Here is a 23,677-nt window from a genome sequence, read left to right as displayed (position 1 = left end):
AAATCGACAATAAAAGCGTGTAAATTTAAATTTGTTGTTTCAAAAATATGCGAAATTTAAGCTAAAAATGGGCAAATGGGTTGCATCATAACTTTCTTTAACATACTTTTGCACCACAATACAACGGCGGGGTAGCTCAGATGGTTAGAGCGTAGGATTCATAACCCTAAGGTCGGCAGTTCGATCCTGCTCCCCGCTACATTGTTGAAGACATCCATTCCGGATGTCTTTTTTGTTTTCCTTCATTTTTGCCCTTTTACGAGAATTAAATTCAGGGCGTTTGGGTTTACAGTAATTGGTAACACCACCGAATCACCTCACAACTGTATGAAATTATTACTCCAATACCTGACCAGGTACAAGGCGCTCATATTCCTGGCCCTTCTGATGGCGGCCATTAACCAGACGTTTTCCCTGCTCAATCCATACATCCTCGGTAATTTCCTGATCGACCCTTATGCTAACAAGGCCGTTGAATTTCGCTCAAAAGGCCTTGATAATGAATTTTTCAGAGGTGTATTGATAGGCCTGCTGATGATCATCGGCGTGGCGATGGTATCCCGCATTGCGAAAGCATTCCAGGATTACCTGGTGAATGTGGTGATCCAGAAGTTCGGCGCCGCACTCTATACGGACGGCCTGCGGCACGCATTGAGATTGCCATTTCAGGATTTTGAAGACCAGCGCTCCGGCGAAACACTTTCGGTGCTCCTGAAAGTCCGTGCGGATTGCGAAAAGTTCATTCTTAATTTTGTTAATGTACTGTTTTTTACTTCGGTAGGGATCGTTTTTGTAGTAATTGTCGCATTCAGGCTGAGCCCCTGGCTACCGCTCATTTACCTGGTCGGCTCGGTGATCCTGGCGTTCCTGACGAGTGTTTTGAGCCGGAAAATCAAGACGATTCAGAAGAATATCGTCAAAGAAACCACTGCATTGGCCGGTTCCACTACTGAATCGCTACGCAATATAGAACTGGTTAAAAGCCTTGGGTTAACACAGCAGGAAATCGGCCGACTGAATACTACTACCTATAAAATCCTGAAACTGGAACTGAAAAAGGTCAAAAGCATCCGTTCGGTAAGTTTCATTCAGGGAACGTTCGTCAATTTCCTGCAACAATGCGTGATGTTTGCATTGCTGTTTTTCGTGTTCCGCGATAAGATAACCGTGGGGCAAATGATGATGATGCAGTTCTACTCCTTCTTCATTTTCGGGCCGTTGCAGGAATTGGGCAATGTGATCCTCTCCTACCGCGAAGCCGAGGCTTCGCTGAACAACTTACAGGGACTGCTCGCACGCCCCGTCGAACACAAACCGGCTAATCCTGAAAGCATTACCGACATCAGGGAGCTGCAATTCGACCATGTGAAGTTCCAGCACCAGACGGCAAAACGCCCTGCATTGGAGGACATTTCGTTTGGTGTAAAACGCGGAGAAACGATTGCGTTCGTGGGGCCGTCGGGCTCCGGTAAAACTACGATGGTGAAGCTGCTCGTGGGATTATATCAGCCCATCGAAGGCACCGTATTTTACAATGGCGTGAATGGAAAAGAGATCGATTTTGACGAAATCAGGCACAAAATCGGCTTTGTGACGCAGGATACGCAGCTTTTTTCAGGTACGATCAAGGAAAACCTGCTTTTCGTAAACCCGGAAGCGACCGACGAAATGATCAACGACGTGCTCATGAAAGCCGCTTGCTACAACCTGCTCGCACGTGCCGAGAATGGCATCGACACGGTGATCGGCGAAGGCGGGTTGAAATTATCTGGCGGCGAACGCCAGCGTTTGTCCATTGCACGCGCGCTCCTGCGTAACCCGCACCTGATCATCTTCGACGAAGCCACCTCCGCATTGGATTCACTCACAGAAGAAGAAATATCGAACACGATCCGCGCCATTACCGACCAGCGCCAGCACATTACGGTCATGATCGCCCACCGTCTCTCGACTATCATGTACGCCGACCGCATTTACGTGCTCGAAAAAGGCCGTATCGTCGAAACCGGTAACCACCATGCATTGCTGGAAGAAAAAGGCCTCTATTACGCGATGTGGCGCCAGCAGATTGGCGAAAGGAAGGACGAGACTGTGCTTTCTGCGTGACGCAGGCGCGAAGGTTGACCTTCGCGCCATTGCGCCAATGCGCAAGAATCGGGTTTCAATGCGCATTCCGGCGGGGTAATTTTGGTTACAACAAATCAAATTACCCCTGTTATGATCAACATCGAAAACCTCGACTGGGCGTCCATTCGCGAAAACCTTCACGAGCGCGGCTATGCGCAACTCAATCAAATACTGAATGCGGAAGAATGCGAACAGCTAATAGCGGAATATGATAACCCGTCGCATTACCGCAAGATGATCGTTATGGAACGGTACCGGTTCGGTTTGGGGGAGTACAAATACTTCACCTATCCATTGCCGCCAATTACCCAACGGCTGCGCGAAAGCGTTTTTCCCAGGCTGGTACCGGTAGCCAATCAATGGATGGAAGTACTGAAAATGGGACATCCCTACCCCGCTGATTTCGAAGATTTCCAGGAACTGTGCCGCGCCCAGGAACAGACAAAACCGACGGTACTTATCCTGAAATACGGCAAAGGTGGCCACAATACACTTCACCAGGACCTTTACGGCCAGCTGTTCTTCCCGATCCAAATGGTGCTATTCCTCAACGAGCCTGAACAAGACTATACCGGCGGCGAATTCGTATTGACTGAACAAATACCACGCGCCCAATCAAAGGCCATAGTTTTAAAGCCCCGCAAAGGCGACGCATTGCTTTTTACCACGAATTTCAGGCCGGTGAAAGGCAGCAAAGGTTATTACCGCGTCAATATGAAACATGGCGTGAGCGAGGTGCACGACGGCCAGCGCTATACATTAGGTATTATTTTTCACGATGCATTAACCTGAAACCAGCGCGTTTACATAAAACGAATGCATTCAAACACATCGATGAAAACGCACGAAGAAATAGGCCCGGAAAGCTTCGCAACAAGCCGGAAACTAAAACATCTGATCGATAGCGGGGAAATCAACCTGAGTGGCAACCGTAACCTGAAAATTTACGGGAAGTTATCCTGCGGTTCGGGAAAACGGATGAAACGCAGCAACCGTGTATTCTTCGCAAGCGAGCATGACGCGCTCGCACATGCGTACCGTCCGTGCGGGCATTGCATGCGGGAGGCGTATTTGAAATGGAAATCAGGAAACTAGTGGCTTTACCGCCAGGCTCCGCCATAGATAGAACGTAACGTAAGTTTCCCACCCCGCGTAATCCTGGAAAAAAGCTTCGATTTTGTCCTTTTCACTGCGCTCGGCAATGATACCGTGGCCAACGAGCGCATTCAATAGTCCCACATCGCCATGCGGAATACCCTCGGGCGCGCGAAACGACTTCATGAGCACATAGTTAGCCGTCCAGACACCGATTCCCTTATGCGCTACCAAAGCCTTCTGCCGCGCCTCGAAATCCGGTAGCGCGTCGATTAGCGAACGGCTCAGCGTACCTTCCACAAATGCACGGGCTGCGCCGATCACGTATTCCGCTTTTTTTTGTGAAAACTGCATTTCCCTCAGCACTGCTACCTCCGCGTTAGCCAGCACTTCGGGTTCAGGGAAAATATGAAAAACCTGATTGTTCCATTCGATATGCCGGCCGTACCGCTCCACCATGCGGCGTTTCATTTTGTAAGCAAATGTGAGGTTGATCTGCTGACCGATAATAGACCAGCACAGCGCTTCAAACATATCGGATATGCCCATCAGCCGCAACCCGGAAAAATCGTCCGCCATGTAAGCAAGTCGGCTATCCTGCGCCAAGCACCCGTAAAACGGAGCAAGATCCCGGTCCATATCGAACCACTCTCTTACATAGTCCGTAAGAAAATCGCCACATTCAGAACTTGACGCGCCTTCCAGCACATCAATTTGCAAAAAACCGCTTCGCTCACTTACCCGAAACAGCACATCCCCGAAAGGCGTCGCGATCGCTTTGAAAACCGCCGTTTCAGTCACCAAATGCAGACAGTCGTCGTAATTACGGTTCAGAAACCACAGGCATTCCTGAAAACTGAAAAGCGGCGGGGTTGGGATGAGGATTGTTTGTTGATGCATGTGGGTGTTTAATTTTGAATGAGTGAATGAGCGAATGAGTGAATGCTGTTTGAAAGTTATTCACTCATTCACTCATTAACTCATTCACTCATTAACTCATTAACCTAGTGCACGATTTTGAAAACCAGTTCCCGCAGCAACTCGCCTTCCGGGATACTCGTGCCGTCGAGGCCTTTTAGTCGACCGTCGCATTCGCGCAGGTAATGGATGATGTTGGCGACCTTACCCATTGGATAATTGCGTGCAGCCAACAGATAATCTTTAACAAAATACGGATTCACTCCCAGCTCCGCGGCCAGCCCTTTTTCGGACTTATCGCGTGCAGCGTGAGTTAGAAGGAGTTTAGAGAAAAAACCAAAGAGGATGATCAGCACCGGAGCCAGCGGATTGTCCTTGGAATTGGAAGCAAAAAATGCAGCTATCTGGTTCGCTTTCAGCACATCGCGGTGCATTAACGCTTTTTGAAATTCGAATACATTATACTCTTTACTGATGCCCACAAACTTCTCGATCGCCGCTGCGTCGATACCTTCGTCCACACGCAGGTTCACCATGATCTTGCGGATCTCGTTCGACAGGCGTTTCAGATCGTTACCAATATTGTCGACCAGCATTTGTACCGCCTTCGGGCTGATTTTCACACCTTCATGCTGGCAAAATGAGCCTACCCAGTCGGGCAGCTTGTTGTCGTACATCTTTTTCGACTGCACCACCACCCCATTCGCATTACAGGCTTTCAGATACGACTTCCGCTCGTCCGCATTGGCATGGTAGCAGAATACGAGCACCGTGCTCGGCACCGGGTTTAATGCATAGTCTTCCAGGCGCTGTTGCTGCTCTTTCTGCTCAATGCCATTCAAACGATGCGCCTCTTTAACCAACACCAATTGCCGCTCCGCCATGAACGGAAACCGCCGCGCATAGCTCAGCACCCCCGCCACATCGGTATCTTTCCCGTAAAGTACAAACTGGTTAAACCCCCGTTCCGATTCCGGAACTACCTTGTTTTCAAGCTCTTCGGCAATGGAATCAATGAAATAGGGTTCGTCGCCGTGCAGGAAATACAGCGGGCGGAACTTCTTGCCTCTGAGCTCTTTAAGAATAGTATCGGGTGTTTGTGCCATGGATTTACAGATTGGTCCCGGAATGCGGTCCGGACATCAAATTTACCTTTCTGCATTGATTTATGCCGAGTTTTCAGCGATAAATTGACTAGCCTGACGGCGTAATTCCGGAAAAAAAGAAAGGAACCTGGTGTAGTAAAACTCCTCGTTTGCCTGCAAATCGCTCACTGCCGTGGAGATAGGCGCCAGAAATTCGGCCCGGCGGGAAAGTCTTTTAAATGTAGTATCGATACCGTCGAGCGTAGCGTAAGTGGTGAGCCAATCCTGGCGGATCATGGAGCGTACCATCGGCACCATGGTTTCCGGGATCAGATGCTCGTTCCGTTGGATAACCGAATACATCCGGTGGGCATATACAAAGAGCGGCTCTTTATGGTAATGTTCGAAGTTTTTGGCCAGGAAGTAATCGAAGTAAATGTCCATTACAATGCCCGCCAGTTTCCCTTGTGTAACGGCCGCCACATCTTTGGCCTCCGATACTTCCGGATGGGTGTCGGTAAATGAATCAATAAAACGGTGCAGTTTCAATCCCACCACATAATCGGGATTCCAGGTGGCGGTTTTCTCGTGAGTCAGGCGCCCTTTAATGAAATCACCGACATAGTTGCCCATCATCACTCCCTCGTTCTCGCCCGACAGCAAAATATGCGCTAAAAAATTCATCTAAATGGCATTTTGACAAAATTACCGTACGTTTGTTCCATACTCTTCCTGGGAACAATTCTTTTACAACAACCATTATTTTAATCAAACTAGCAAATGAAAGTCGAAAAAAATAGCGTCGTAGCACTCACATATAGCCTCAGCATTCCAGACTCGGAAGGCGAAACGGACGTAGTGGAAGTGGTCAGCGAAAACGATCCGATGTACTTTATCCATGGCATCAGCGGCCTGCCCGAAGGTTTCGAAAACCAGATCGAAGGACTTTCAGCCGGTGACACCTTTGAGTTTACGGTAGCTCCGGAAGAAGGTTATGGCGAATACGATGAAGAAGCGGTTGTAGACCTGCCTAAATCGGTGTTCCAGAACAGCGAAGTAGACCAGAACGAACTGCTGCAAGTAGGCAACATCATCCCGATGACGAACGAAGACGGCGAAAGGCTCCACGGCCAGATCGTCGAAATCCAGGACGAAGTCGTAATCATGAACTTCAACCACCCGCTGGCAGGCAAGGAAATGCATTTCGCAGGCAAAATCCTTTCCGTACGCGCAGCCACACGCGAAGAGCTCGACCACGGGCATGTGCACGGTGCGGGTGGGGTGCATCATCATTAATGAGTCGATGAGTTTATGAGTCCATGAGTTTAAAGTCTATGAGCGTGTTTTTGACTCATGAACTTTCAACTCATGAACTTATAAACTCACTATATAACTCCGCTGTACTGCTCCACCTCCACGCCAAAGCGGCGTAAAAACTCCACGCCTTCCTCTACGGCAATGCCCTTGTAAGCGGCATATGAATGCAGGAAAATTACCTTTTTAATCTTCATCGTGTAGATTACCCTCGCGCACGCAATGCAAGGCGCCAGCGTGACGAAAAGTGTCGATCCTTCGATATTTGAACCGTTTTTCACAGCGAAAAGAATCGCGTTCTGCTCGGCGTGCAATGCCAGTGAGCAGCTTCCCTTCGCATCGCGCGGACACCCTACTCCCGGAAATTCTTCGTCACAGTTGTGCGTACCCGCGGGCGGGCCATTGTAGCCAATTGAAATAATCCGCGTATCCTTCGTTAGCACCGCACCCACCTGCGCTTTTATACAATGCGAACGCTTGGCAAGATTTTTTGCCAGGTCCATATAAATGTCATCAAATTCCGGCCGCAAATTCGTTGTAGGTATTGTCATTCTCTGTTCAATCCAAAATTCAGGGTACAAACTTAGGGAAATGACGGCTGGATTCAACGCAGTTTGAAAAGTATGACTAAAAGCATTTCGCTTATTTTCTTCCTGATCTCCACCATTAGCCCGCTTTTCGCACAGCAGGACAAGTCGGTTGTTACCCTTTCCAAAGATCCGGAGGGTCTGTTCAAGTCCTATAAATTCTTCATCCAAAACGTCGAAGACCAGCGCACTCAGCCGGGAGCCACATTAGGCAAAGTGATCGCATTGGGTAAAGAAATACCGGCGGTACTACCTGGAAAAGCCGAAAGCGAACTTTTCAGCTACTGGTCGTACCTCGCGCCGAAAAAAGAACAGACTTACCTGCCGCTCTACATTACGATTAAGGAGCTATCGGTAAACGAAAAGCGCATCGGTCCTAACCGCGTAACCGGTGAGGTAAAGCTGCATGTCCGTTTCCGCTGGTACCGCGATATGCAACCAGTGGAACTTACGGGTTACCAAACGGCGGCTAACTATACGCGCCCTGAAACGGCTTTTACGCACGAGAAATTGATCAAGCAGCTTGTAGACCAGGCATTAGGCCATTTTCAAAAATGGATGACTACCAATGCGGGTAAAACGCCGGCATTGGCACGGAATCTGGTGCTGACGTTCAAGGAAATCAACAACACCGCCTCGGAAGACACGGTTTTCTATTCGCCTAAACGGCCGTTAATCTGGGACGATTTCAAGGTACGGAGCGCAAAACCCGGCAGCCGGTATGCGGCGGCGGTTTTTACGAGTTTCGGCTACGAGGGACGCTCCTACCCGAAAAACGACGACCTCGTGGTGGAAATAGGTTTGAAGATATTCATGGTCAAAAGCATGTCGTGGGGCCGTCCGGAATCGCGCAATGCGGGCACATTGCGCCATGAGCAGATCCATTTCGATGTCACCCGGCTGGTGGTTGAGAAATTTAAGGAGCGGCTCAGAAAGGCGGAATTGACGATCGAAGATTATGACAGCGAAATTCAATACCAGTTTCTGGAAGCTTTTCGGGAAATGAACCGTGATCAGGAGCAATATGACGGCGAAACCGGTCATGGCCTGAATGCAGGCGCCCAGGCTGCCTGGGACAAAAAGGTTGCACAGCAGATCGAAGCATTGTATTCTGTGCAATAATGATTTTTGATAATCAAAATGTATTATACAAAGCTGCTAGGGTGCCGCAATGTATATAACATCCTGTATTTCAGCACTTACCGTATAGTTTTTTACATTAAAATCAAATGCGCGCGAATCCTTCGCAAATGTTTTGTCGCTCAAAAGGTAAAGTATATTCCCCGATTTGAAGCTCACAACCTGATGCTTCGGAACCTGAAAGCTGACAGATTCGGATTTCAAATACATATTCAAACTATTTGTCATAGAGACTGTTGCAAACAAAAACACCCCCGCAAACGCCAACTTTAGATAGCCCATCGAGCGGGAATGCAAAGCATACCACACGAGAAGCATAATGCTGTAAAGCATAATCACTTCCACAACATTTAAATGCAGGTTCTCGACCAGGTAACCCGGCAACGATCGCGGGATCGACGCCGACCAATCTGTAAGTTTCGCAGAAAATGTCACAACCTGACCCGCCAGCCATGCCAGCCATGTAATGCCGGAAAGACTCACCAAAAGCAGAACCAGGGCAGCCGGCAGCAGGATATTCGTGAATGTGACGACAAGCGGATTCACGAGCCAGAAGTAGGTCGGAAATTGATGAAAGTAGAAAAGACTAAGCGGAAATGTGGCGATCTGCGCCGCGAATGCAAGAGCGGTTACCTGCCAGATGAATTTTGAAATGCGGTTTCCCGGCATGTAAATGCTGTAAATCGGCTCATAGAGCAGGAAAATACCCGTCATCGCGAGGTACGACAACTGAAAACCGACATCGTACAATGCGCACGGGTCGAGCAGCAGAATCACAAGCGCCGAAAACGCCAGCGTATTCATCGGGTAATGCCTTCTTCCCGCCACCTCCGCGATGACAAGCACCATACACATCAATGCAGCACGCTGCACCGAAGGTGGTAAACCGGTTACCAGCGCGTAAAAACCGAGCAATGCGGCCATTATGAGCAGATAGGCCCATTTGCCAAACCGCCAGCGCTTCACCCAACCAAAAGCGGCACCGATAGCCAGAAAAATGATCGCCACGTGCATTCCGGAAACCGAAAGAATATGTACGGCACCGGAAATCACATAATCGCCCACCTGCTCCTGCGCGAGGTCGTCCCGACGGCCCAGTAGCATTGCTTTCACAAGCCCATATGCGGCCGGATCACTCACGTACGCGCGAAAGCGGCTGTCGGCCAATTGAGAAACGGTTTCGGGCCAATAGGCTGGATTTGCGTTTGCCTGTCGAGGAATTAGTTGACAAGCATGTCCATTCACAAATGCAGTGAACAGGATGCCTTTATTCCGCAAATACCGCGCATAGTCGAATTGTCCGGGATTCTGCGGTGGTGCAGGTTGCGCCAACCGACCGCGAATGAGAAGCTGGTCGCCGGGCTGGGGAATTACCGAAAGGCTATCCGGCAAGTAAATCAATGCTTCCGCAGGGTTATTAATCCATTCATTTGCGTTTCGGAATTGTTTTGTAAGTACTTCTAAACGAATGGAATTGTTCCGTTTTTCAGGTATCGTTGTTACTTCGGCAATGTAGGAGGTGTATTCCAATGCATTCAGTTGTGCAATTTGAGCGTCTTTCTCGTCCTCGACTGCCATTTTAATACCACTTCCCAGCAGCAACATCCAGATCGCCAGTCCGGTAGCGAAGCCTGTTTGCCTGCGAAAGAGGTGCATCAATACACAAACAATCGTCGCCAGCACCCAAGCGGCGAAAACAAAAACAACCGGCATATTAGTGACCGTACGCAATGCGTCGCCCGCCAATATGCCGGTTGCAAGGAATAGTACTACGCTGACAAACGGAGCGCGTGAGAGCATGTGTGTTTATCGTACAACAAAACGTTTCGTAATTGTCTTATCAGCAGCTGTTACCTTATAATAGTACAAACCGCTGGGAAAATTTTTAACGTTGAGATAAGCACGGTTGACGGCGTCCGCTGTCACCTTTTGTCCCTTCTGATTATAAACGGACACGGTATAATTTTCAAAATTTGGGGTGAATACATTGGCTGTCAATGTCTCACGGACTGGATTCGGATAGATCTCCACTACAAGTTCCGAGGTCGAGAATCTCGAATACTCCACCATTTTTGCACGTCTTGGACTCAGAGCCAATACCGCATGCATCCGCTCCTTCTGGTCGTTGGTAAAAATGCTCATGCAAACGTCCGGCGAGTAATCCATGTAGTTTTCGATCATGTTGCGCGTGGTCACGCCCGGGCGGCATTGCGAATAGACGGGCGAGCACGAAATGTCCGTCGTTTCATTTTTGGTGTTAGCCATCGGCGTATCGTCGCAATAATCGGTGCCGCAGGTGGCATCGCCCCAGATATGGATCAGACCAAGCCAATGGCCCACTTCGTGCGTCGTAGTGCGGCCCAGGTTGTAGATCCGGCTTGTAATGGCGTCGGAGTTACGGCCGAAATAGCGGTAATCGATGATTACACCGTCGGTCAATGCGTCGATTTCACCATTTTCGGCGGTAGCCAGGCCGGCGGTGAGGTCATTGAGCTCGGTAACGACAGGAAACTGCGAAGTTCCGAGGTAACGATCGTTCAGCCGCGTCACCCAGATATTCAGGTAACGATTTGTAAACCAGGCCGGTGAAATGTCCGCCAGATCGTCGGCATCGGTAATGGGACTGAACTGCGAAGTTTCATTATAAGTCCTTACCACCGAAACCAGTTTGAACCGAATGCCTGTATCCACAGCCAATGAATCGGTGTAAAAGCCCTTGTAGCCGGACGTGTTGCCATAATCTTCATTTAAAACGTCGATCTGGCTCTGGATCTGCGCGTCGGAGATATTGCCGTTACCTGCACCGCCAACAACATTATCGGACCGGTTATGCACGACGTGTACCACGACGGGGATCGTCACAATCTCGTTCGCAGCCGTTCGTACACCGGTATTGGCGCGCAGGTAATTCTGAATGGCCGATTCGGATCGCATCCGCAGGTTTCGCAGCGACGGATTTTTCGATAGCCTCACAGCATCGCGCTCCGTGCTCGCACACCGCGTAACGAGCGAATCCTGCGCCTTTCCCAGCACAGATACCAGCAACAGGCCGGCCAGCAGCAGGCTATTTCTCCGATTTTTCATAGGCAGCAAGAATGTCCTTCACCAAACGGTGCCTTACAACGTCCGAACCATCCAGTTCTACAAAGCTAATGCCTTTGATACCCTTCAAAACCGTCAACGAGTCGATTAGGCCCGATTTCAGGTTTTTCGGAAGGTCGATCTGCGATTTGTCACCGGTGATGATCGCCTTCGAGCTCGGGCCCATCCGGGTGAGGAACATCTTCATTTGCATCGGTGTCGTGTTCTGCGCCTCGTCGAGCAGGATGAATGCGTTGTTTAGCGTACGTCCCCGCATATATGCGAGCGGGGCAATTTCGATTACCCGGCTTTCCAGGTACAATTTCAGCTTTTCGGGCGCGATCATATCGTCCAGCGCGTCGTAGATCGGGCGCAGGTACGGGTCGATTTTTTCTTTCAGATCACCCGGCAAAAAACCCAGGTTCTCGCCCGCTTCAACGGCCGGACGGGTAATGATAATTTTCCGTACTTCCTTGTTTTTCAATGCCCTCACGGCAATGGCCACGGCGGTATAGGTTTTACCGGTACCGGCCGGGCCGATCGCGAACACGAGATCGTATTTGCCTGCCTGCTCTACCAGGAGCTTCTGGTTAGTCGTTTTGGCTTTCACGACAAGGCCCTTGTTGCCATAAAGGATCACGTCATCGTCATCCTCGCCGGTGGCTACGGGCATTTTCGAAATGCCGTTCAGATAGCCTTTGACGTTGTCGTTCGTTATTTTTCCATACTTCTGGTAATGCGCCAGAAGTGAGTCGATTACATCTGTGATTCGGATAATTTCGGGGGCAGTCCCCTGGATGCGGATCTCGTTTCCGCGTGAAATGATTTTACTTTCGGGGAAAGCTGCGGCGACTTCCTTGATATTCGAGTTGTGAATCCCGAGAAAATCGACCATGGATACGTCTTCGAGTGTGATGATTTTTTCCAGCAAATGAATCGATGTTTAATGTTTGTCTATTGTTTGTAAAATTTAGTAATAATAACCAACATTTGTAAAACATAATCGTCGAAAAAACAATTAATCTGTCAAATACAAGCCCGGAAAATAACTCTTTTCTGACCAAGTCTTTCATTATCAGACATGCACAAAAAAGTATGTCCGAAGAAAAAAAATTAATCCGCCAAACTCCACGCCGTAGCTTTCGTTGAAGGCCTCCAATGATTAACTTTGTCTTAACATGGAAAACGAAAAGGCCCCAAACAACTACCCCAGGAGCGGCTCCAAAACCGGCAACGGTACCAAGCGTGCGTTCGCTCCCAGAACGCCATCCAACGATCAGAATTTCAGCAAATTACCCCCTCAGGCAATCGATCTTGAAGAGGCGGTTCTGGGTGCTTTGATGATCGAAAAGGATGCCCTCACGGCGGTGGCGGATATCCTCCGTCCGGATAGTTTTTACAAGGAGTCGCACGTTCGCATTTACACTGCGATCGTCACGCTCTTCGCCGATTCGGAGCCGATCGATATGCTCACGGTGACGGCCAAACTGCGCAGTACCGGAGAACTTGAACTGGTGGGCGGGGCGTCGTACATCATGGAGCTGACCAGCAAGGTCAATTCCGCGGCCAACATCGAATTCCATGCCCGCATTATCTCGCAGGCTTATATCAAACGGGAGCTCATTAAAGTGTCCTCGGAGATCCAGCGTGAGGCTTATGAAGATACTACCGACGTGTTCCGCCTTCTGGACAAAACGGAACAGTCGCTTTTCGCGATTTCGGAATCCAATATCAAGAAAAATTACGCCGATATGGGCGCGCTCATGCGCCAGGCGCTGGCCGAACTCGACCAGAAAAAGAATAACAAGGACGGTCTTACAGGTGTACCATCCGGTTTCAGCGCGCTCGACAGGCTGACGTCCGGCTGGCAAAAAACGGAATTGATGATCCTCGCGGCACGTCCCGGTATGGGTAAAACGGCATTCGTCGTTTCCTCGCTCCGGAATGCGGCGGTGGATTTCAATATTCCTGTGGCGATATTCTCTTTGGAGATGTCCTCGGTACAGCTCGTCAATCGTTTGATTTCCGCTGAGGCCGAGATAGATAGTGAGAAAATCCGTAAGGGAAGCCTCGCGCCGCACGAATGGGAACAGCTGCACCACCGCATTCACCGGCTCACGAATGCCCCCATTTATATCGACGACACCCCTGCCCTTTCGGTTCTCGAACTCCGTGCCAAATGCCGCCGTTTGAAAGCGCAGCACGACATTCAGATGATCGTAATCGACTACTTGCAGCTCATGACCGGCGATACGGGCGGTAAAAGCCCAGGTAACCGCGAACAGGAGATTGCGATGATCTCCCGGTCATTGAAAAACCTTGCAAAGGAACTTGACGTGCCGGTAATCGCTCTTTCGCAGCTGAGCCGTGCCGTGGAAACCCGTGGCGGTGAAAAGCGTCCGCAACTCTCCGATTTGAGGGAATCCGGTTCGATCGAGCAGGATGCGGATATGGTAATATTCTTGTATCGTCCTGAATATTACGGCATTACAGAGGACGAAGCAGGGAATTCAGTAGCGGGTGTAGGTGAGGTAATTCTAGCCAAAAACCGTGCGGGTTCGCTGGATACGATCCAGCTGCGCTTTATCGGTAAATACACCAAATTCGCCGATCTCGATTCGGGCTTCACTCCTGCCCCATTCTCCATCGACCGCCCGATCCAGACCTCGAACCCGATCTCATCCTTCGAAAGCCAGGCCAAACCGACGGCACCACCGACAGGCGGGACGCTCCGCAGCCGCGCGAACGACCTCAGCAATTTCGATTACAAAGGCCCGGATTCGGAGCCGCCGTTTTAATGCGCTACTAAATTGAAGACATATTTTAAAGGCCGGAGATGATCGCTCATTCCGGCCTTTTCTTTTGTCATTTGTAGTCATTTATTGTCAAGTGTTGTCAGTTGTTGCGATTGGGCGGATGCACTCGAAAGTTGGGCGTAGTCTGTGACTACGTCCCAGTCCACGCCGGTCTCCGACCGGCTTTGCATTACGTGGCGGTCAGAGACCGCGTGACGCTCGGACGTAGTCGGAGACTACGCCCAACTACGCCTGACAATTCCTGACAACACTTGGCCAAACTATTTCCTCACTAGCAGCGCCACATTCTCCACATGGTGCGTGTTCGGGAACATATCCACGGGCTGGACGCGTGTTACTTCATAATCTTCCGACATTAATGCCAGGTCCCGCGCCTGTGTGGCGGTGTTGCAGCTCACGTACACGACCCGGTCGGGGGCGGCTTTGAGGATCGTTTCGATCACGGGCACATCCATGCCGGCGCGAGGCGGGTCGGTGATGATCACGTCCGGGCGGCCGTGCGTGTGCAGGAAGCCTTCGTTCATGATCGCGCGCATGTCGCCCGCGAAGAATGCGGTGTTGGTAATGCCGTTCAATTGCGAGTTGATGCGGGCATCCTGTACGGCCGCCTCCACGTACTCCACGCCTACCACTTTCTTCGCGCTGCGGGCTACGAAGTTGGCAATGGTGCCGGTGCCGGTGTAAAGGTCGTACACGGATTCGTTGCCCGTCAGCTGGGCGTATTCACGTGCGACGCTGAATAGCTTGTAAGCCTGCTCGGAGTTCGTCTGGTAGAACGATTTTGGCCCGACAAGGAAAGTCAGATCCTCCATCGTTTCACGTATTACCTTCTCCCCGGCATAGTGGATCACTTCCTGGTCCTGGTAGGAATCGTTTCCTTTCAGGTTCACGATATAGTTCAAAGAAGTGATTTCAGGATGGTTCTGGTGCAAGAATTCCATCACTTCCGCGATAATCTCGTCGTTTTGCGCGCCGAATTGCGCGATCACCATCACGTCGCCAGAATTGGCTGTACGGATGATCACGTTGCGCATTACGCCTACATTGAAACGTACGTCGTAGTAAGGGTACCCTTTTTCCTCCGAAAAACGGTGCAATGCGTTGCGGATCGCATTCGACGGGTCCGGTTGGAGATGGCAATGGTCGACGGTGAAGATCTTATCGAACCGCTTCGGCACGTGGAAACCCAGCGCGGTTTTGGCAAAAGGTTGTCCCGAATCGAGCTGTTCTTTGGTCAGCCAGCGCCAATTTGAGAAAGTAAATTCCAACTTATTCCGGTAGTATTCCGTCTTGGGAGCAGCGATAATGTCGCTAATCTCAACATTCCTGATCTTTCCTATCCTTTCAAAATGATCCACTACCTGCTGCCTTTTGAACCTGAGCTGGTGTTCGTAGCTGATATGCTGCCACTTACAGCCCCCGCAAACCCCGAAATGTTCGCAATAGGGTTCTGTACGTAAAGCCGATTGTGAATGGATTTTGGTAACGATGGCCTCCTTCAATTTCTTCTTGGTGCGGACCACCTGAAGATCGACGATGTCACCGGGTGCCACATCACCTTCTACAAAGATTACGCCGTCTTCCGATTTAAATATACATTTGCCTTCTGCCGCAAAATCGGTAATTTCAACGTACTCGTACTTGTTACTCTTAGACATTATTTCCTGTTTTAATTTCTAATCCCAATATCCTATCGGATCAATTTTACTGCCGCATTATTCCATGAAAAAACGGTTCATCTTATTAATTCTGATGCTGTTTGCCATTTGCGAAGCCAAAGCGACGCACATCGTCGGCGGGCAGCTGTTCATCACGCAAAACCAGGATAATTATTACAATTACAACATGGGTCTCACGATGTACTTCGATGCCCTCAACGGTAATCCTGGCGCAGAAGATCCGTTTGTCACGATTTATGTATTCAGAAAGCGCGACAACGTGGCCATTGGCTATCTTGAAGCCCCAAAAATAGAACGAAAATCGGTCAACTACGCAAACCCGCTCTGCGGAATCTCCACATTGCAGACCTGGCAGATCACTTACAGCTCCGCCGTCCACCTCACTCCGACCGATTTTGACGATTCCCAGGGCTATTATATGGTATGGGACAGATGCTGCCGCAACGGTACGATCACCAACATCCAGGCACCCGGCGATGCGGGCAGTCTTTTCTACCTCGAATTTCCCCCGCTTTTCAAGAACAATGCCAATTTCAAGAACTCCTCACCGGTTTTCCCGGAAATCAAGGGCGACTATGCCTGCGTAAACTCGCCCTTTCTCTTTGATTTCGGGGGTACCGATGCCGATGGCGACAGCCTCGTGTACTCGCTCGTTACCCCTATGCAAGGCTATGCCGATAAATCTAACCCCAGCGCCCCGGCCCGCGGTTCCTCCAACTACCCACGCCTGACGTGGGTGGATGGCATTTCGGTGAGTAATATGATACCCGGCCCCGACCCGTTGAAGGTGAACAAATCGACCGGAATGCTGTCGGTAACGGCCGGTTCGATTGGCTTGTATGTGTTCGCAGTGCAGGTGGAAGAGTATCGTAATGGGGTAAAAATAGGAATGCTCACGCGGGACTTTCAGCTTAAAGTGGTCGATTGCCCTAAGATGGACCCGCCGAAGCTGTTGTTCAAACCCAAGGGAAAGAATACCTGGTATACTGAAAATGAGATTATTACCATTAAAAAAGACGATCCGGACTGTTTCGAAGTAATGGTAACCGACCCGACTGTGAACCAGATCGTGGCGATCGATGGCAAAGCGGTGAATAATTCAAAAGACTATTTTACATTGCTTCCGGCGCAATTCACCACCCGCGTTCCGAATGATACGCTCAAATTCCAGGTCTGCCTGGAAGACTGCTTTGTAACGTACGACAACCGCCCGATCAAGATCCAGCTCATAGCGCAGGACGGCAGTTGTCCATTCCCGCTTACCGACACGCTGAACATCTATATCCGCCGCGAAAGCAACGGTAACAACGCCCCTACCGTATCGACCTCGCTCCCGGGCGACTACGTCCACGTGACCGCGGGTGTGCCCGTGACGTTCGATGTGTACGGCAAAGATCCCGACAAGGATAATCTCGCCCTCTCCGGCCGCGGTCAGGATTTTAATATGAATGATATGGGCATGGATTTCAAACCTGCCAGTGGACAGGCTACCGTGCAGCAGAAATTTACCTGGGTACCGCCGTGCAATGCTAAAAAGGGCGACACGCTGGCCGTAGATTTCAAAGTGGAAGACATGCGCTGCGAGGGTAACCCGATGCCGGTTTCGAAGCCGGTCTATTTTATCGTAGACGAATCGCCGAACCGCCCCCCCGCCGTGAAGACCTCCCTGCCGATTCAGGAGATCACTTACCAGATCGGCACTTCGCCGGGCATTACATTCGACGTGCTCGCTTCCGACCCCGATACGAATATGATCGTTCTGACGGCCGCCGGCCGCGGATTCGACATGAAGGATGCCGGGATGATTTTCGAGGCCAAAACAGGTGTAAAATCGGTCACGTCTCCTTACGCCTGGAACCCTGAATGCGCCGTGCTCAACGGTCAGGCCGAACAGACTTTCCTGGTCGACTTCGTAACCCAGGACAAAAGCTGCGCCGCCGCCACCGATACCACCACGGTTAAGGTAACCATCAAAGACAACGGCTCCACCCCATTCCCCGAATTCCCGAATGTAATTACGCCGAATGGCGACGGTAAGAACGACTGCCTCGTATTCCAAGAACTGCCCGCCGACAATTGCGACGACTACTTCAAAGACATCACGGTCTTCAACCGCTGGGGCAAGCAGGTGTACTATTCCAAATTCAGACCCAACAACTGGTGCCCCGACAAGATCTCCGGCGGCTACTACTACTTCGTTGTCCAGTACACCAAACGTACCTACAAAGGCGGATTGACAGTTCTTAAATAGTTAATAATCAAACAAATAACCCGTAGCATTTAATATGAATGTTACGGGTTATTTGTTTTAAAAGTAATATACTTAAAATTTTATTAGCACTATTTATTAGTATTATTAGAATTATACTTTTAATACATTTTAAAAGTATAATAGCATATTTTAGTTAATTACTTTTAATACATTTAATAAATATCATATTTATTAAACTTTTAAAACTTATCTCACATTCCGAACCCACTGGCGCCGTCCAGTACCTCTATTTTTAGCGCATAAACAGCATATATGCAACGTTTCCAAAACCCAATCGTCTTTTAAAAAGATAAAAAATTATCCTTATATTAATAAAAATTCTTATTAATTTATACACTACTTTAAGCCCAGTAATTCTATCAACTAATTCATCTTTTTCTACAAAGTCCCATTTTACTGCTCGTACCTCTAAATCTCATTTAGTATGAAGAAAATGTACCTTCTGCACAGCGCGTACTTGTTACACTTGCTGTGCCTGTTCCTGGGAAGCTGCCTCTCCCTCCAAGCCCAGAATGTCAGGGTTACGGGAGCGGTCACTTCTGCTTCCGACAACTCGGCATTAGTCGGGATATCCGTCCTTGTGAAAGGCACCAATAATGGCACTACATCCAATGCTGCCGGCGAGTATGCCATTAACGCCCCTTCCGGCGGCACGCTGGTGTTCTTGTTTGTCGGCTTTGAAAAGCAGGAAGTGCAGGTCAATAATCAAAGCGTGATCAATGTTGTCTTGAAAGAAGACAATCAGCAGCTCAATGAGGTGGTCGTTACCGCATTGGGTGTTAAACGTGAGAAAAAACAACTCGGCTACACGGTATCGGAGATTTCCGGTGCCAAAATGGCCGCTACGAACGAGTTGAGCCCTATTAGCGCATTGCAGGGCCGCATTCCGGGCGTGCAGATCGACCAGGGCGCGGGCGGTTTGATGGGTAATACCAAAATCCTGATCCGCGGTAACTCCACGCTCGGCGTCAATAACCAGCCTATTTTCGTCGTCGACGGCGTGATCCTTGACAACGATGTGTACGACGGCAGCAGCGGCCCGCGCGACTTTGGTAACTCGCTTAAAAACCTCAATATGGAGGATTTTGAAAGCGTTTCGGTGCTCAAAGGTTCCGCGGCCGCGGCATTATACGGCACCCGGGCGATCAACGGGGTGATTCTGATCACCACCAAAAAGGGTGCACAGCGCAAAGGCATCGGCGTGAGCGTTTCGCAGACTTTCAACATGCAGAAACCCTACCGCGGGCCGGATTTCCAGAATGAATTCGGCGGCGGCACCGTGGGCGCATTCTTCACCGATACCCGCGACCCGAATTACAAACCCGACGAAAGCTGGACCACCAAGGTATTTCCGACCAATGCGCAGGGCCAGCCGTATATCGACCGGCAGGTGAACCGCGAGCTCGAAAACTGGGGCCCGCGCTTCAACAACCAGCAGGTAGTTGATTACGACGGTAAAATGACCACTTACCAGGCCTATCCGAACAATTACCTCGATGCATTCCAGACCGGTAAGGGCAGCCTGACGAACGTGGCGATCGATGGCGGAAACGAGCGTTCGACATTCCGCTTCTCTTACAACCGCGTCGATAGCCGGGGTATCAACTTCAAAAACAACCTCGACAAGAATGGGTTCAACCTGCGTGCGACGCAAAACCTGAACAAGTTTCTGGTGGCGGACGTGACCGCCGACTACACCACCACCGAGGGCACCAACCCACCGTCGCTTACGCTGAACAATTACACCTGGATTTTCCCGCGCAACTACAATACCAACTACTGGATGCAGCGTGCTAATTACCTCGGTTACAAAGGCGGCCTGCGCAATGTGAGCGATGTGAATGAGCCGAATTTCGTGCCCGGCGCCGATTACTGGTTCAATATGTTCGAAAATAATTACAGCCAGCGCGAGCAAATGGTGCGCGGGCGGCTGGCGCTCACCGCTACTGTCACCGACTGGCTCAAATTGCAGATCGAGGGCAATTTTAACAACCTTTACACAAAAAGCGAGATCAAGGAGCTCGGCCAGGGCGTTAACTTCACCGGCGGCCGCTACGCACTCGAGCATTCGACGAAGCAGACGAATTTCATGAAATGGCTCGCGATTTTTAACAAGCCTATCACCAAAGACCTGGATTTCAACGGATATGTTGGAGGCGAATCGCAGGAATACAGCTTGTCGTTTAACAATGCGGAGACGGTAGGCGGGCTTTCGTACCCGGGCAATTTCTTCCTGGCCAACTCGGTACAATCCCAAAAATCGGAAGGTGGTATCAAGACGCGTCGATCCTATAAGTCGCTGTATGCCAGTGCGGATTTTGCGTGGCGCGAACAGCTTTTCCTGCAAACTACCTGGCGTGGTGACTGGTCGTCGGCATTGACTTACTCCGACGGCTCGGGAAATAACTTTTACAATTATCCATCGGCTAGCTTGTCGTGGATTTTTACCCAATCCTTCCACTCCTCATTGCCTAACTGGCTCACTTATGGAAAGTTAAGGGGAAATTTGGCAGCATTGGGTGGAGATATTGAGCCGTTCCTGCTAAACCCCGGATTCAAATTCGGCGGTTATACCAATGCGGGCGGATTCGGTGACCAGGCTTTATCGACATTCAGCGCACAATCGACTCTGCAGACCAATATCAAGCCGCTACGGAAAATCGCAAAGGAAATCGGTTTGGAGGTGAAAGTATTGAACAACCGGTTGGGCCTTGATTTGTCGGTGTACCGCGACAATTCGCGCAACCAGCCCATTCCTATTTCGGCCGCCATTGAAACCGGCGTGAATAGCATTTTGATCAATGCGGGTAACATTCAGAACACCGGTATCGAAATCGCCCTTGACGCGACACCCATTAAGGTGGGTTCATTTACCTGGAACAGCACCGTTACGTTTTCCCGCAACCGCAACAAAATCATCGAGTTGTACGGCGACCGCGAATATTACGCGTTGGCGGACGAAGCGGGCGGCGGCAACGATTTGATCCCTTACGCCAAAGTGGGCGGTACTTACGGGGTGATCCGCACCAAAATAGCCGCTGCACGCTTCCAGGGTACCGATGCGAGCGATCCCCGCAACGGAATGCCGATCCTCTCCTGGCGCGGCGATGCGCGGGCGGCTTTCCCCGCACGCAGCAACGAGTGGAAGGATGTGGGTGATATCAATGCCAAATTCCGCGGTGGTTGGGATAACACTTTCAGCTACAAACGGCTATCGCTCAATGTGTTGTTCGATGCCAAAATCGGCGGGGATATGATCATTACCTCCCTGCGTTATGGAACGCACACCGGTGTCTTCAAAAACACGCTGCAAGGCCGCGATGCCGACCATGGCGGGATCGTGTTCCAGAGCAAATTCGATGGTAAAACTTACGACGATGGCATTCTGCCCGAAGGCGTTTTCGCAGCGGGACAAACCGTTACCCAGCCCAACGGCTCGAACGTGGACGTAGGCGGCATGACTTTCAAGGAGGCTTACGAAAAAGGGCTCGTCGAACCCACGCATTTGCCGCAGTACAACTACCGCTACGGCTCCTTCTCGACCGCCGTGGGCGATTACTGGGTTTCGGAAAACTCCTGGATTTCCCTCCGGCAGGTTTCTCTCAGCTACCAGTTTCCGCAGTCGCTTTGCGAGAAAATAAAACTGAATGCATTGTCTATCAACCTGGTAGGCCGCGATTTAATTTACTTGTACAACACATTGCCCCTGAACTTCAACCCGGCATCGAACTTCTCCAACAGCACCGCCGTGCAGAAAGAGGTCGGTTTCATACCGCCGATGACACGCGCCCTGGGCGTTACCCTGCGCGCCGCATTCTGATGTAACCGGTTCCAGTTCAGCCAATTTTAACAGACATTTCCAATGAAAAATATATTCACCAAATGCGCCGCCGGTACCGTGCTCGCCACCGGCTTGCTGTGGGCTACTTCCTGCGAAAAGGATTTCGGCGATATCAATACCGACCCGGCCATTGTGCTCACGCCGGACCCCAAGTTTCTTTTCACGCATTCGCTCAACAGCCTCGAAACTTACCAGGGCACCGAATGGATCTGGGAAAACCTCGAACAGCTCCTGCGCTTTTCGCAGCACCTGACGACCGATCCTTACGAGCTTTCGACGAACATCAATTCGCGTTATTCGGCCTACTACTCGAATATTCTGCCCAATCTGGTGGAAATCCGCAAGCAAATCGACGCGAAACCGGAAAAGGAACGCTTCCGCAACATGCGTGCCGCCACGTACGTCGTAGGCGTCCTGCACGGGCTGCGCGTGACGGACATGAACGGCTCGATACCTTACACGCAAGCCATCAAAGCGCGCGACGAGCAGAATTTTACGCCTGAATATGACACCCAGAAGGCGCTTTACGATACCTGGCTGGCGGAATTGAACGAGTCGATCACGGCACTGAGCGCTGGTTCGGAAGACCAGGAAGGGTTCGGCAATGCGGACATCATTTACCACAGTGACTGGGCGAAATGGGTAAAGGCGGCCAATACCCTCAAATTGCGCATAGCGCTGCGCTACGAAGGCCAGGACAAGGCTAAAACGCAGCAGATTTACAAGGAAGTGGCCGACAATGCGATCGGGCCGATCGTGGAGGATGCCGACCAGTTTGCCTACCTCGATCCCGACTGGGGCCCGGTTGGCGGCGATGTCGATTACCGGAGCACGCGTTTCGCCACCAAGTCGATCATGACTTTCCTGAAACAGACCAAAGATCCCCGGATGGTGATCTATTTCAGCCCGAACGATTTGACTGCCAACGCATTGGATTCGCTTAAAAAGTACAAACAAGCATTACCGGCGTTCATCGACCCGGCCGATCCGCAGATCCGCTTCCAGGGCGGACCGGCAGACTGGACGACTAACCCGACCGTTGCCCAGTACTACAAAAACCCGTTGAATGCGGGCGCCAACAAGTATGTCGTGATGTCGACGATCAACAAAGTCTTCTTCGCGCCTACCCGCAATGGCGGCAAAGGCACATTCCATGATTACATGATCACGAGCGCGGAAGGTTGCTTTTACATCGCCGAAATGATCCAGAAAGGTTATGGAACCGGCACGAAAATCACCGGCACCGCCGAGGACTGGTACAAAAAGGGTATCGCGTCGTCGATGCGGACCATGAATTCCATCGCCCAGGCCGCATTATCGACGACCGGCCTTTCGGCGAATGCAGATGCGGAAATCGCGGCCTATCTTGCCCAACCGCAGGTCAAACTGAATGGAACCAACAACCTCGAACGCATTTACACCCAGGAATACCTGAATTTTATGCGTCTGCCTACGGAAGCGTTCACGTTCGTGCGCAGGACCGGTTATCCTAAAAACAACTCCGCTTACTACCCAAGGGACGCCTTTAACGAAGCCATTCCGCGCCGCTACTGGGTAGACGAGCCGCCGCTGGGCACCAACAACGCCAACTGGCTCAAAGCGCAGACAGAGCAAGGATTCACCCCCAACGACCGCACCGCCACCACGCTGAACAGCCAGCGCCTGTGGTTTGACAAGAATAACCCGGCATTTGGGCAGGGAAATTAGATGCTAGGGAGATGG

The 23,677-nt window shown here is 50.6% G+C and carries 17 protein-coding genes and 1 tRNA gene; 10 read left to right on the top strand and 8 right to left on the bottom strand.

Annotation, left to right across the window (positions count from 1 at the left end; all coding sequences use genetic code 11):
• Positions 1-125: 125 nt before the first annotated feature.
• The 4 genes from BLQ88_RS17805 (at position 126) to BLQ88_RS17790 (ending at position 3,222) form a co-directional block, all read left to right on the top strand.
• Positions 126-199, top strand: a tRNA-Met gene (locus BLQ88_RS17805).
• Between the two features lie 128 nt (positions 200-327).
• Entirely contained in the window at positions 328-2,106 is a 1,779-nt protein-coding gene (locus BLQ88_RS17800; RefSeq protein WP_090152846.1) for an ABC transporter ATP-binding protein, read from the top strand.
• 111 nt (positions 2,107-2,217) lie between these two features.
• The gene (locus BLQ88_RS17795; protein WP_090152844.1) at positions 2,218-2,919 is read left to right on the top strand and encodes a 2OG-Fe(II) oxygenase; all 702 of its coding nucleotides are present in this window, start codon (positions 2,218-2,220) and stop codon (positions 2,917-2,919) included.
• Positions 2,920-2,961: 42 nt separating this feature from the next.
• Complete coding sequence (locus BLQ88_RS17790) at positions 2,962-3,222, top strand: Ada metal-binding domain-containing protein (RefSeq protein ID WP_090152841.1); 261 nt, start codon at positions 2,962-2,964, stop codon at positions 3,220-3,222.
• On the opposite strand, the gene BLQ88_RS17785 is transcribed toward BLQ88_RS17790, so the two are convergent.
• From BLQ88_RS17785 to BLQ88_RS17775, 3 genes are all read right to left on the bottom strand, one after another.
• Positions 3,211-4,122: a DNA-3-methyladenine glycosylase family protein gene (locus tag BLQ88_RS17785; RefSeq protein ID WP_090152839.1), complete on the bottom strand. Its 912-nt coding sequence runs from the start codon at positions 4,120-4,122 to the stop codon at positions 3,211-3,213. The genes BLQ88_RS17790 and BLQ88_RS17785 overlap by 12 nt on opposite strands.
• Before the next feature lie 104 nt (positions 4,123-4,226).
• The gene (gene holA, locus BLQ88_RS17780; RefSeq protein ID WP_090152836.1) at positions 4,227-5,246 is read right to left on the bottom strand and encodes a DNA polymerase III subunit delta; all 1,020 of its coding nucleotides are present in this window, start codon (positions 5,244-5,246) and stop codon (positions 4,227-4,229) included.
• Between the two features lie 60 nt (positions 5,247-5,306).
• Positions 5,307-5,909 (bottom strand): acyl carrier protein phosphodiesterase, encoded by a 603-nt coding sequence (locus BLQ88_RS17775; RefSeq protein WP_090152833.1) that lies wholly within the window; start codon positions 5,907-5,909, stop codon positions 5,307-5,309.
• Positions 5,910-6,005: 96 nt separating this feature from the next.
• Between BLQ88_RS17775 and BLQ88_RS17770 the strand changes: the two genes are divergently transcribed.
• The gene (locus tag BLQ88_RS17770) at positions 6,006-6,521 is read left to right on the top strand and encodes an FKBP-type peptidyl-prolyl cis-trans isomerase (protein ID WP_090152831.1); all 516 of its coding nucleotides are present in this window, start codon (positions 6,006-6,008) and stop codon (positions 6,519-6,521) included.
• Between the two features lie 89 nt (positions 6,522-6,610).
• Here the strand turns inward: BLQ88_RS17770 and BLQ88_RS17765 are convergent, their stop codons facing one another.
• Entirely contained in the window at positions 6,611-7,090 is a 480-nt protein-coding gene (locus BLQ88_RS17765) for a deoxycytidylate deaminase (protein WP_090152828.1), read from the bottom strand.
• A 72-nt stretch (positions 7,091-7,162) separates the two neighbouring features.
• Here BLQ88_RS17765 and BLQ88_RS17760 point away from each other — a divergent pair, with 72 nt between their 5' ends.
• A complete protein-coding gene (locus BLQ88_RS17760; RefSeq protein WP_090152824.1) occupies positions 7,163-8,248 on the top strand; it encodes a DUF922 domain-containing protein in 1,086 nt (361 codons plus the stop codon).
• A 36-nt stretch (positions 8,249-8,284) separates the two neighbouring features.
• Here BLQ88_RS17760 and BLQ88_RS17755 read toward each other — a convergent pair whose 3' ends face one another.
• Genes BLQ88_RS17755 through BLQ88_RS17745 form a run of 3 tightly spaced genes read right to left on the bottom strand, consistent with a single transcriptional unit; the run spans position 8,285 to position 12,278 of the window.
• On the bottom strand, positions 8,285-10,066 hold the full coding sequence (locus tag BLQ88_RS17755; protein WP_090152820.1) for a ComEC/Rec2 family competence protein: 1,782 nt from the start codon (positions 10,064-10,066) through the stop codon (positions 8,285-8,287).
• A 6-nt stretch (positions 10,067-10,072) separates the two neighbouring features.
• Complete coding sequence (locus BLQ88_RS17750) at positions 10,073-11,350, bottom strand: T9SS type A sorting domain-containing protein (protein WP_090152817.1); 1,278 nt, start codon at positions 11,348-11,350, stop codon at positions 10,073-10,075.
• Positions 11,331-12,278, bottom strand: a complete 948-nt coding sequence (locus tag BLQ88_RS17745; RefSeq protein ID WP_090152814.1) for a PhoH family protein — start codon at positions 12,276-12,278, stop codon at positions 11,331-11,333. The genes BLQ88_RS17750 and BLQ88_RS17745 overlap by 20 nt, the downstream gene beginning before the upstream one ends.
• Before the next feature lie 247 nt (positions 12,279-12,525).
• Here BLQ88_RS17745 and dnaB point away from each other — a divergent pair, with 247 nt between their 5' ends.
• Positions 12,526-14,145, top strand: a complete 1,620-nt coding sequence (dnaB, locus tag BLQ88_RS17740; protein WP_090152812.1) for a replicative DNA helicase — start codon at positions 12,526-12,528, stop codon at positions 14,143-14,145.
• Positions 14,146-14,423: 278 nt separating this feature from the next.
• On the opposite strand, the gene rlmD is transcribed toward dnaB, so the two are convergent.
• Complete coding sequence (gene rlmD, locus BLQ88_RS17735; RefSeq protein WP_090152809.1) at positions 14,424-15,821, bottom strand: 23S rRNA (uracil(1939)-C(5))-methyltransferase RlmD; 1,398 nt, start codon at positions 15,819-15,821, stop codon at positions 14,424-14,426.
• 64 nt (positions 15,822-15,885) lie between these two features.
• Here rlmD and BLQ88_RS17730 point away from each other — a divergent pair, with 64 nt between their 5' ends.
• The 3 genes from BLQ88_RS17730 to BLQ88_RS17720 all read left to right on the top strand — a co-directional run bounded on the left by BLQ88_RS17730 (position 15,886) and on the right by BLQ88_RS17720 (position 23,662).
• A complete protein-coding gene (locus BLQ88_RS17730; RefSeq protein WP_090152807.1) occupies positions 15,886-18,093 on the top strand; it encodes a T9SS type B sorting domain-containing protein in 2,208 nt (735 codons plus the stop codon).
• Between the two features lie 445 nt (positions 18,094-18,538).
• Positions 18,539-21,934 carry a SusC/RagA family TonB-linked outer membrane protein gene (locus tag BLQ88_RS17725; protein WP_090152805.1) on the top strand — a complete coding sequence of 1,132 codons (3,396 nt, stop codon included), beginning with the start codon at positions 18,539-18,541 and terminating at the stop codon, positions 21,932-21,934.
• A 42-nt stretch (positions 21,935-21,976) separates the two neighbouring features.
• Entirely contained in the window at positions 21,977-23,662 is a 1,686-nt protein-coding gene (locus BLQ88_RS17720) for a SusD/RagB family nutrient-binding outer membrane lipoprotein (RefSeq protein ID WP_090152803.1), read from the top strand.
• The last annotated feature ends 15 nt before the right edge of the window (positions 23,663-23,677 follow it).

The sequence above is a fragment of the Dyadobacter soli genome, assembly GCF_900101885.1.
In the GTDB taxonomy this organism is placed as follows: Bacteria; Bacteroidota; Bacteroidia; order Cytophagales; family Spirosomataceae; genus Dyadobacter; species Dyadobacter soli.
The sequence above is the reverse complement of the archived record's forward strand: the minus strand, read 5'-3'. Positions and strand labels throughout refer to the sequence as shown.

Bases quoted from the DNA above. Each gene is read 5' to 3' on its own strand.
- BLQ88_RS17800 (WP_090152846.1), top strand. From the start codon at position 328: ATGAAATTATTACTCCAATACCTGACCAGGTACAAGGCGCTCATATTC.
- BLQ88_RS17795 (WP_090152844.1), top strand. From the start codon at position 2,218: ATGATCAACATCGAAAACCTCGACTGGGCGTCCATTCGCGAAAACCTT.
- BLQ88_RS17790 (WP_090152841.1), top strand. From the start codon at position 2,962: ATGAAAACGCACGAAGAAATAGGCCCGGAAAGCTTCGCAACAAGCCGG.
- BLQ88_RS17785 (WP_090152839.1), bottom strand. From the start codon at position 4,122: ATGCATCAACAAACAATCCTCATCCCAACCCCGCCGCTTTTCAGTTTT.
- holA (WP_090152836.1), bottom strand. From the start codon at position 5,246: ATGGCACAAACACCCGATACTATTCTTAAAGAGCTCAGAGGCAAGAAG.
- BLQ88_RS17775 (WP_090152833.1), bottom strand. From the start codon at position 5,909: ATGAATTTTTTAGCGCATATTTTGCTGTCGGGCGAGAACGAGGGAGTG.
- BLQ88_RS17770 (WP_090152831.1), top strand. From the start codon at position 6,006: ATGAAAGTCGAAAAAAATAGCGTCGTAGCACTCACATATAGCCTCAGC.
- BLQ88_RS17765 (WP_090152828.1), bottom strand. From the start codon at position 7,090: ATGACAATACCTACAACGAATTTGCGGCCGGAATTTGATGACATTTAT.
- BLQ88_RS17760 (WP_090152824.1), top strand. From the start codon at position 7,163: ATGACTAAAAGCATTTCGCTTATTTTCTTCCTGATCTCCACCATTAGC.
- BLQ88_RS17755 (WP_090152820.1), bottom strand. From the start codon at position 10,066: ATGCTCTCACGCGCTCCGTTTGTCAGCGTAGTACTATTCCTTGCAACC.
- BLQ88_RS17750 (WP_090152817.1), bottom strand. From the start codon at position 11,350: ATGAAAAATCGGAGAAATAGCCTGCTGCTGGCCGGCCTGTTGCTGGTA.
- dnaB (WP_090152812.1), top strand. From the start codon at position 12,526: ATGGAAAACGAAAAGGCCCCAAACAACTACCCCAGGAGCGGCTCCAAA.
- rlmD (WP_090152809.1), bottom strand. From the start codon at position 15,821: ATGTCTAAGAGTAACAAGTACGAGTACGTTGAAATTACCGATTTTGCG.
- BLQ88_RS17730 (WP_090152807.1), top strand. From the start codon at position 15,886: ATGAAAAAACGGTTCATCTTATTAATTCTGATGCTGTTTGCCATTTGC.
- BLQ88_RS17725 (WP_090152805.1), top strand. From the start codon at position 18,539: ATGAAGAAAATGTACCTTCTGCACAGCGCGTACTTGTTACACTTGCTG.
- BLQ88_RS17720 (WP_090152803.1), top strand. From the start codon at position 21,977: ATGAAAAATATATTCACCAAATGCGCCGCCGGTACCGTGCTCGCCACC.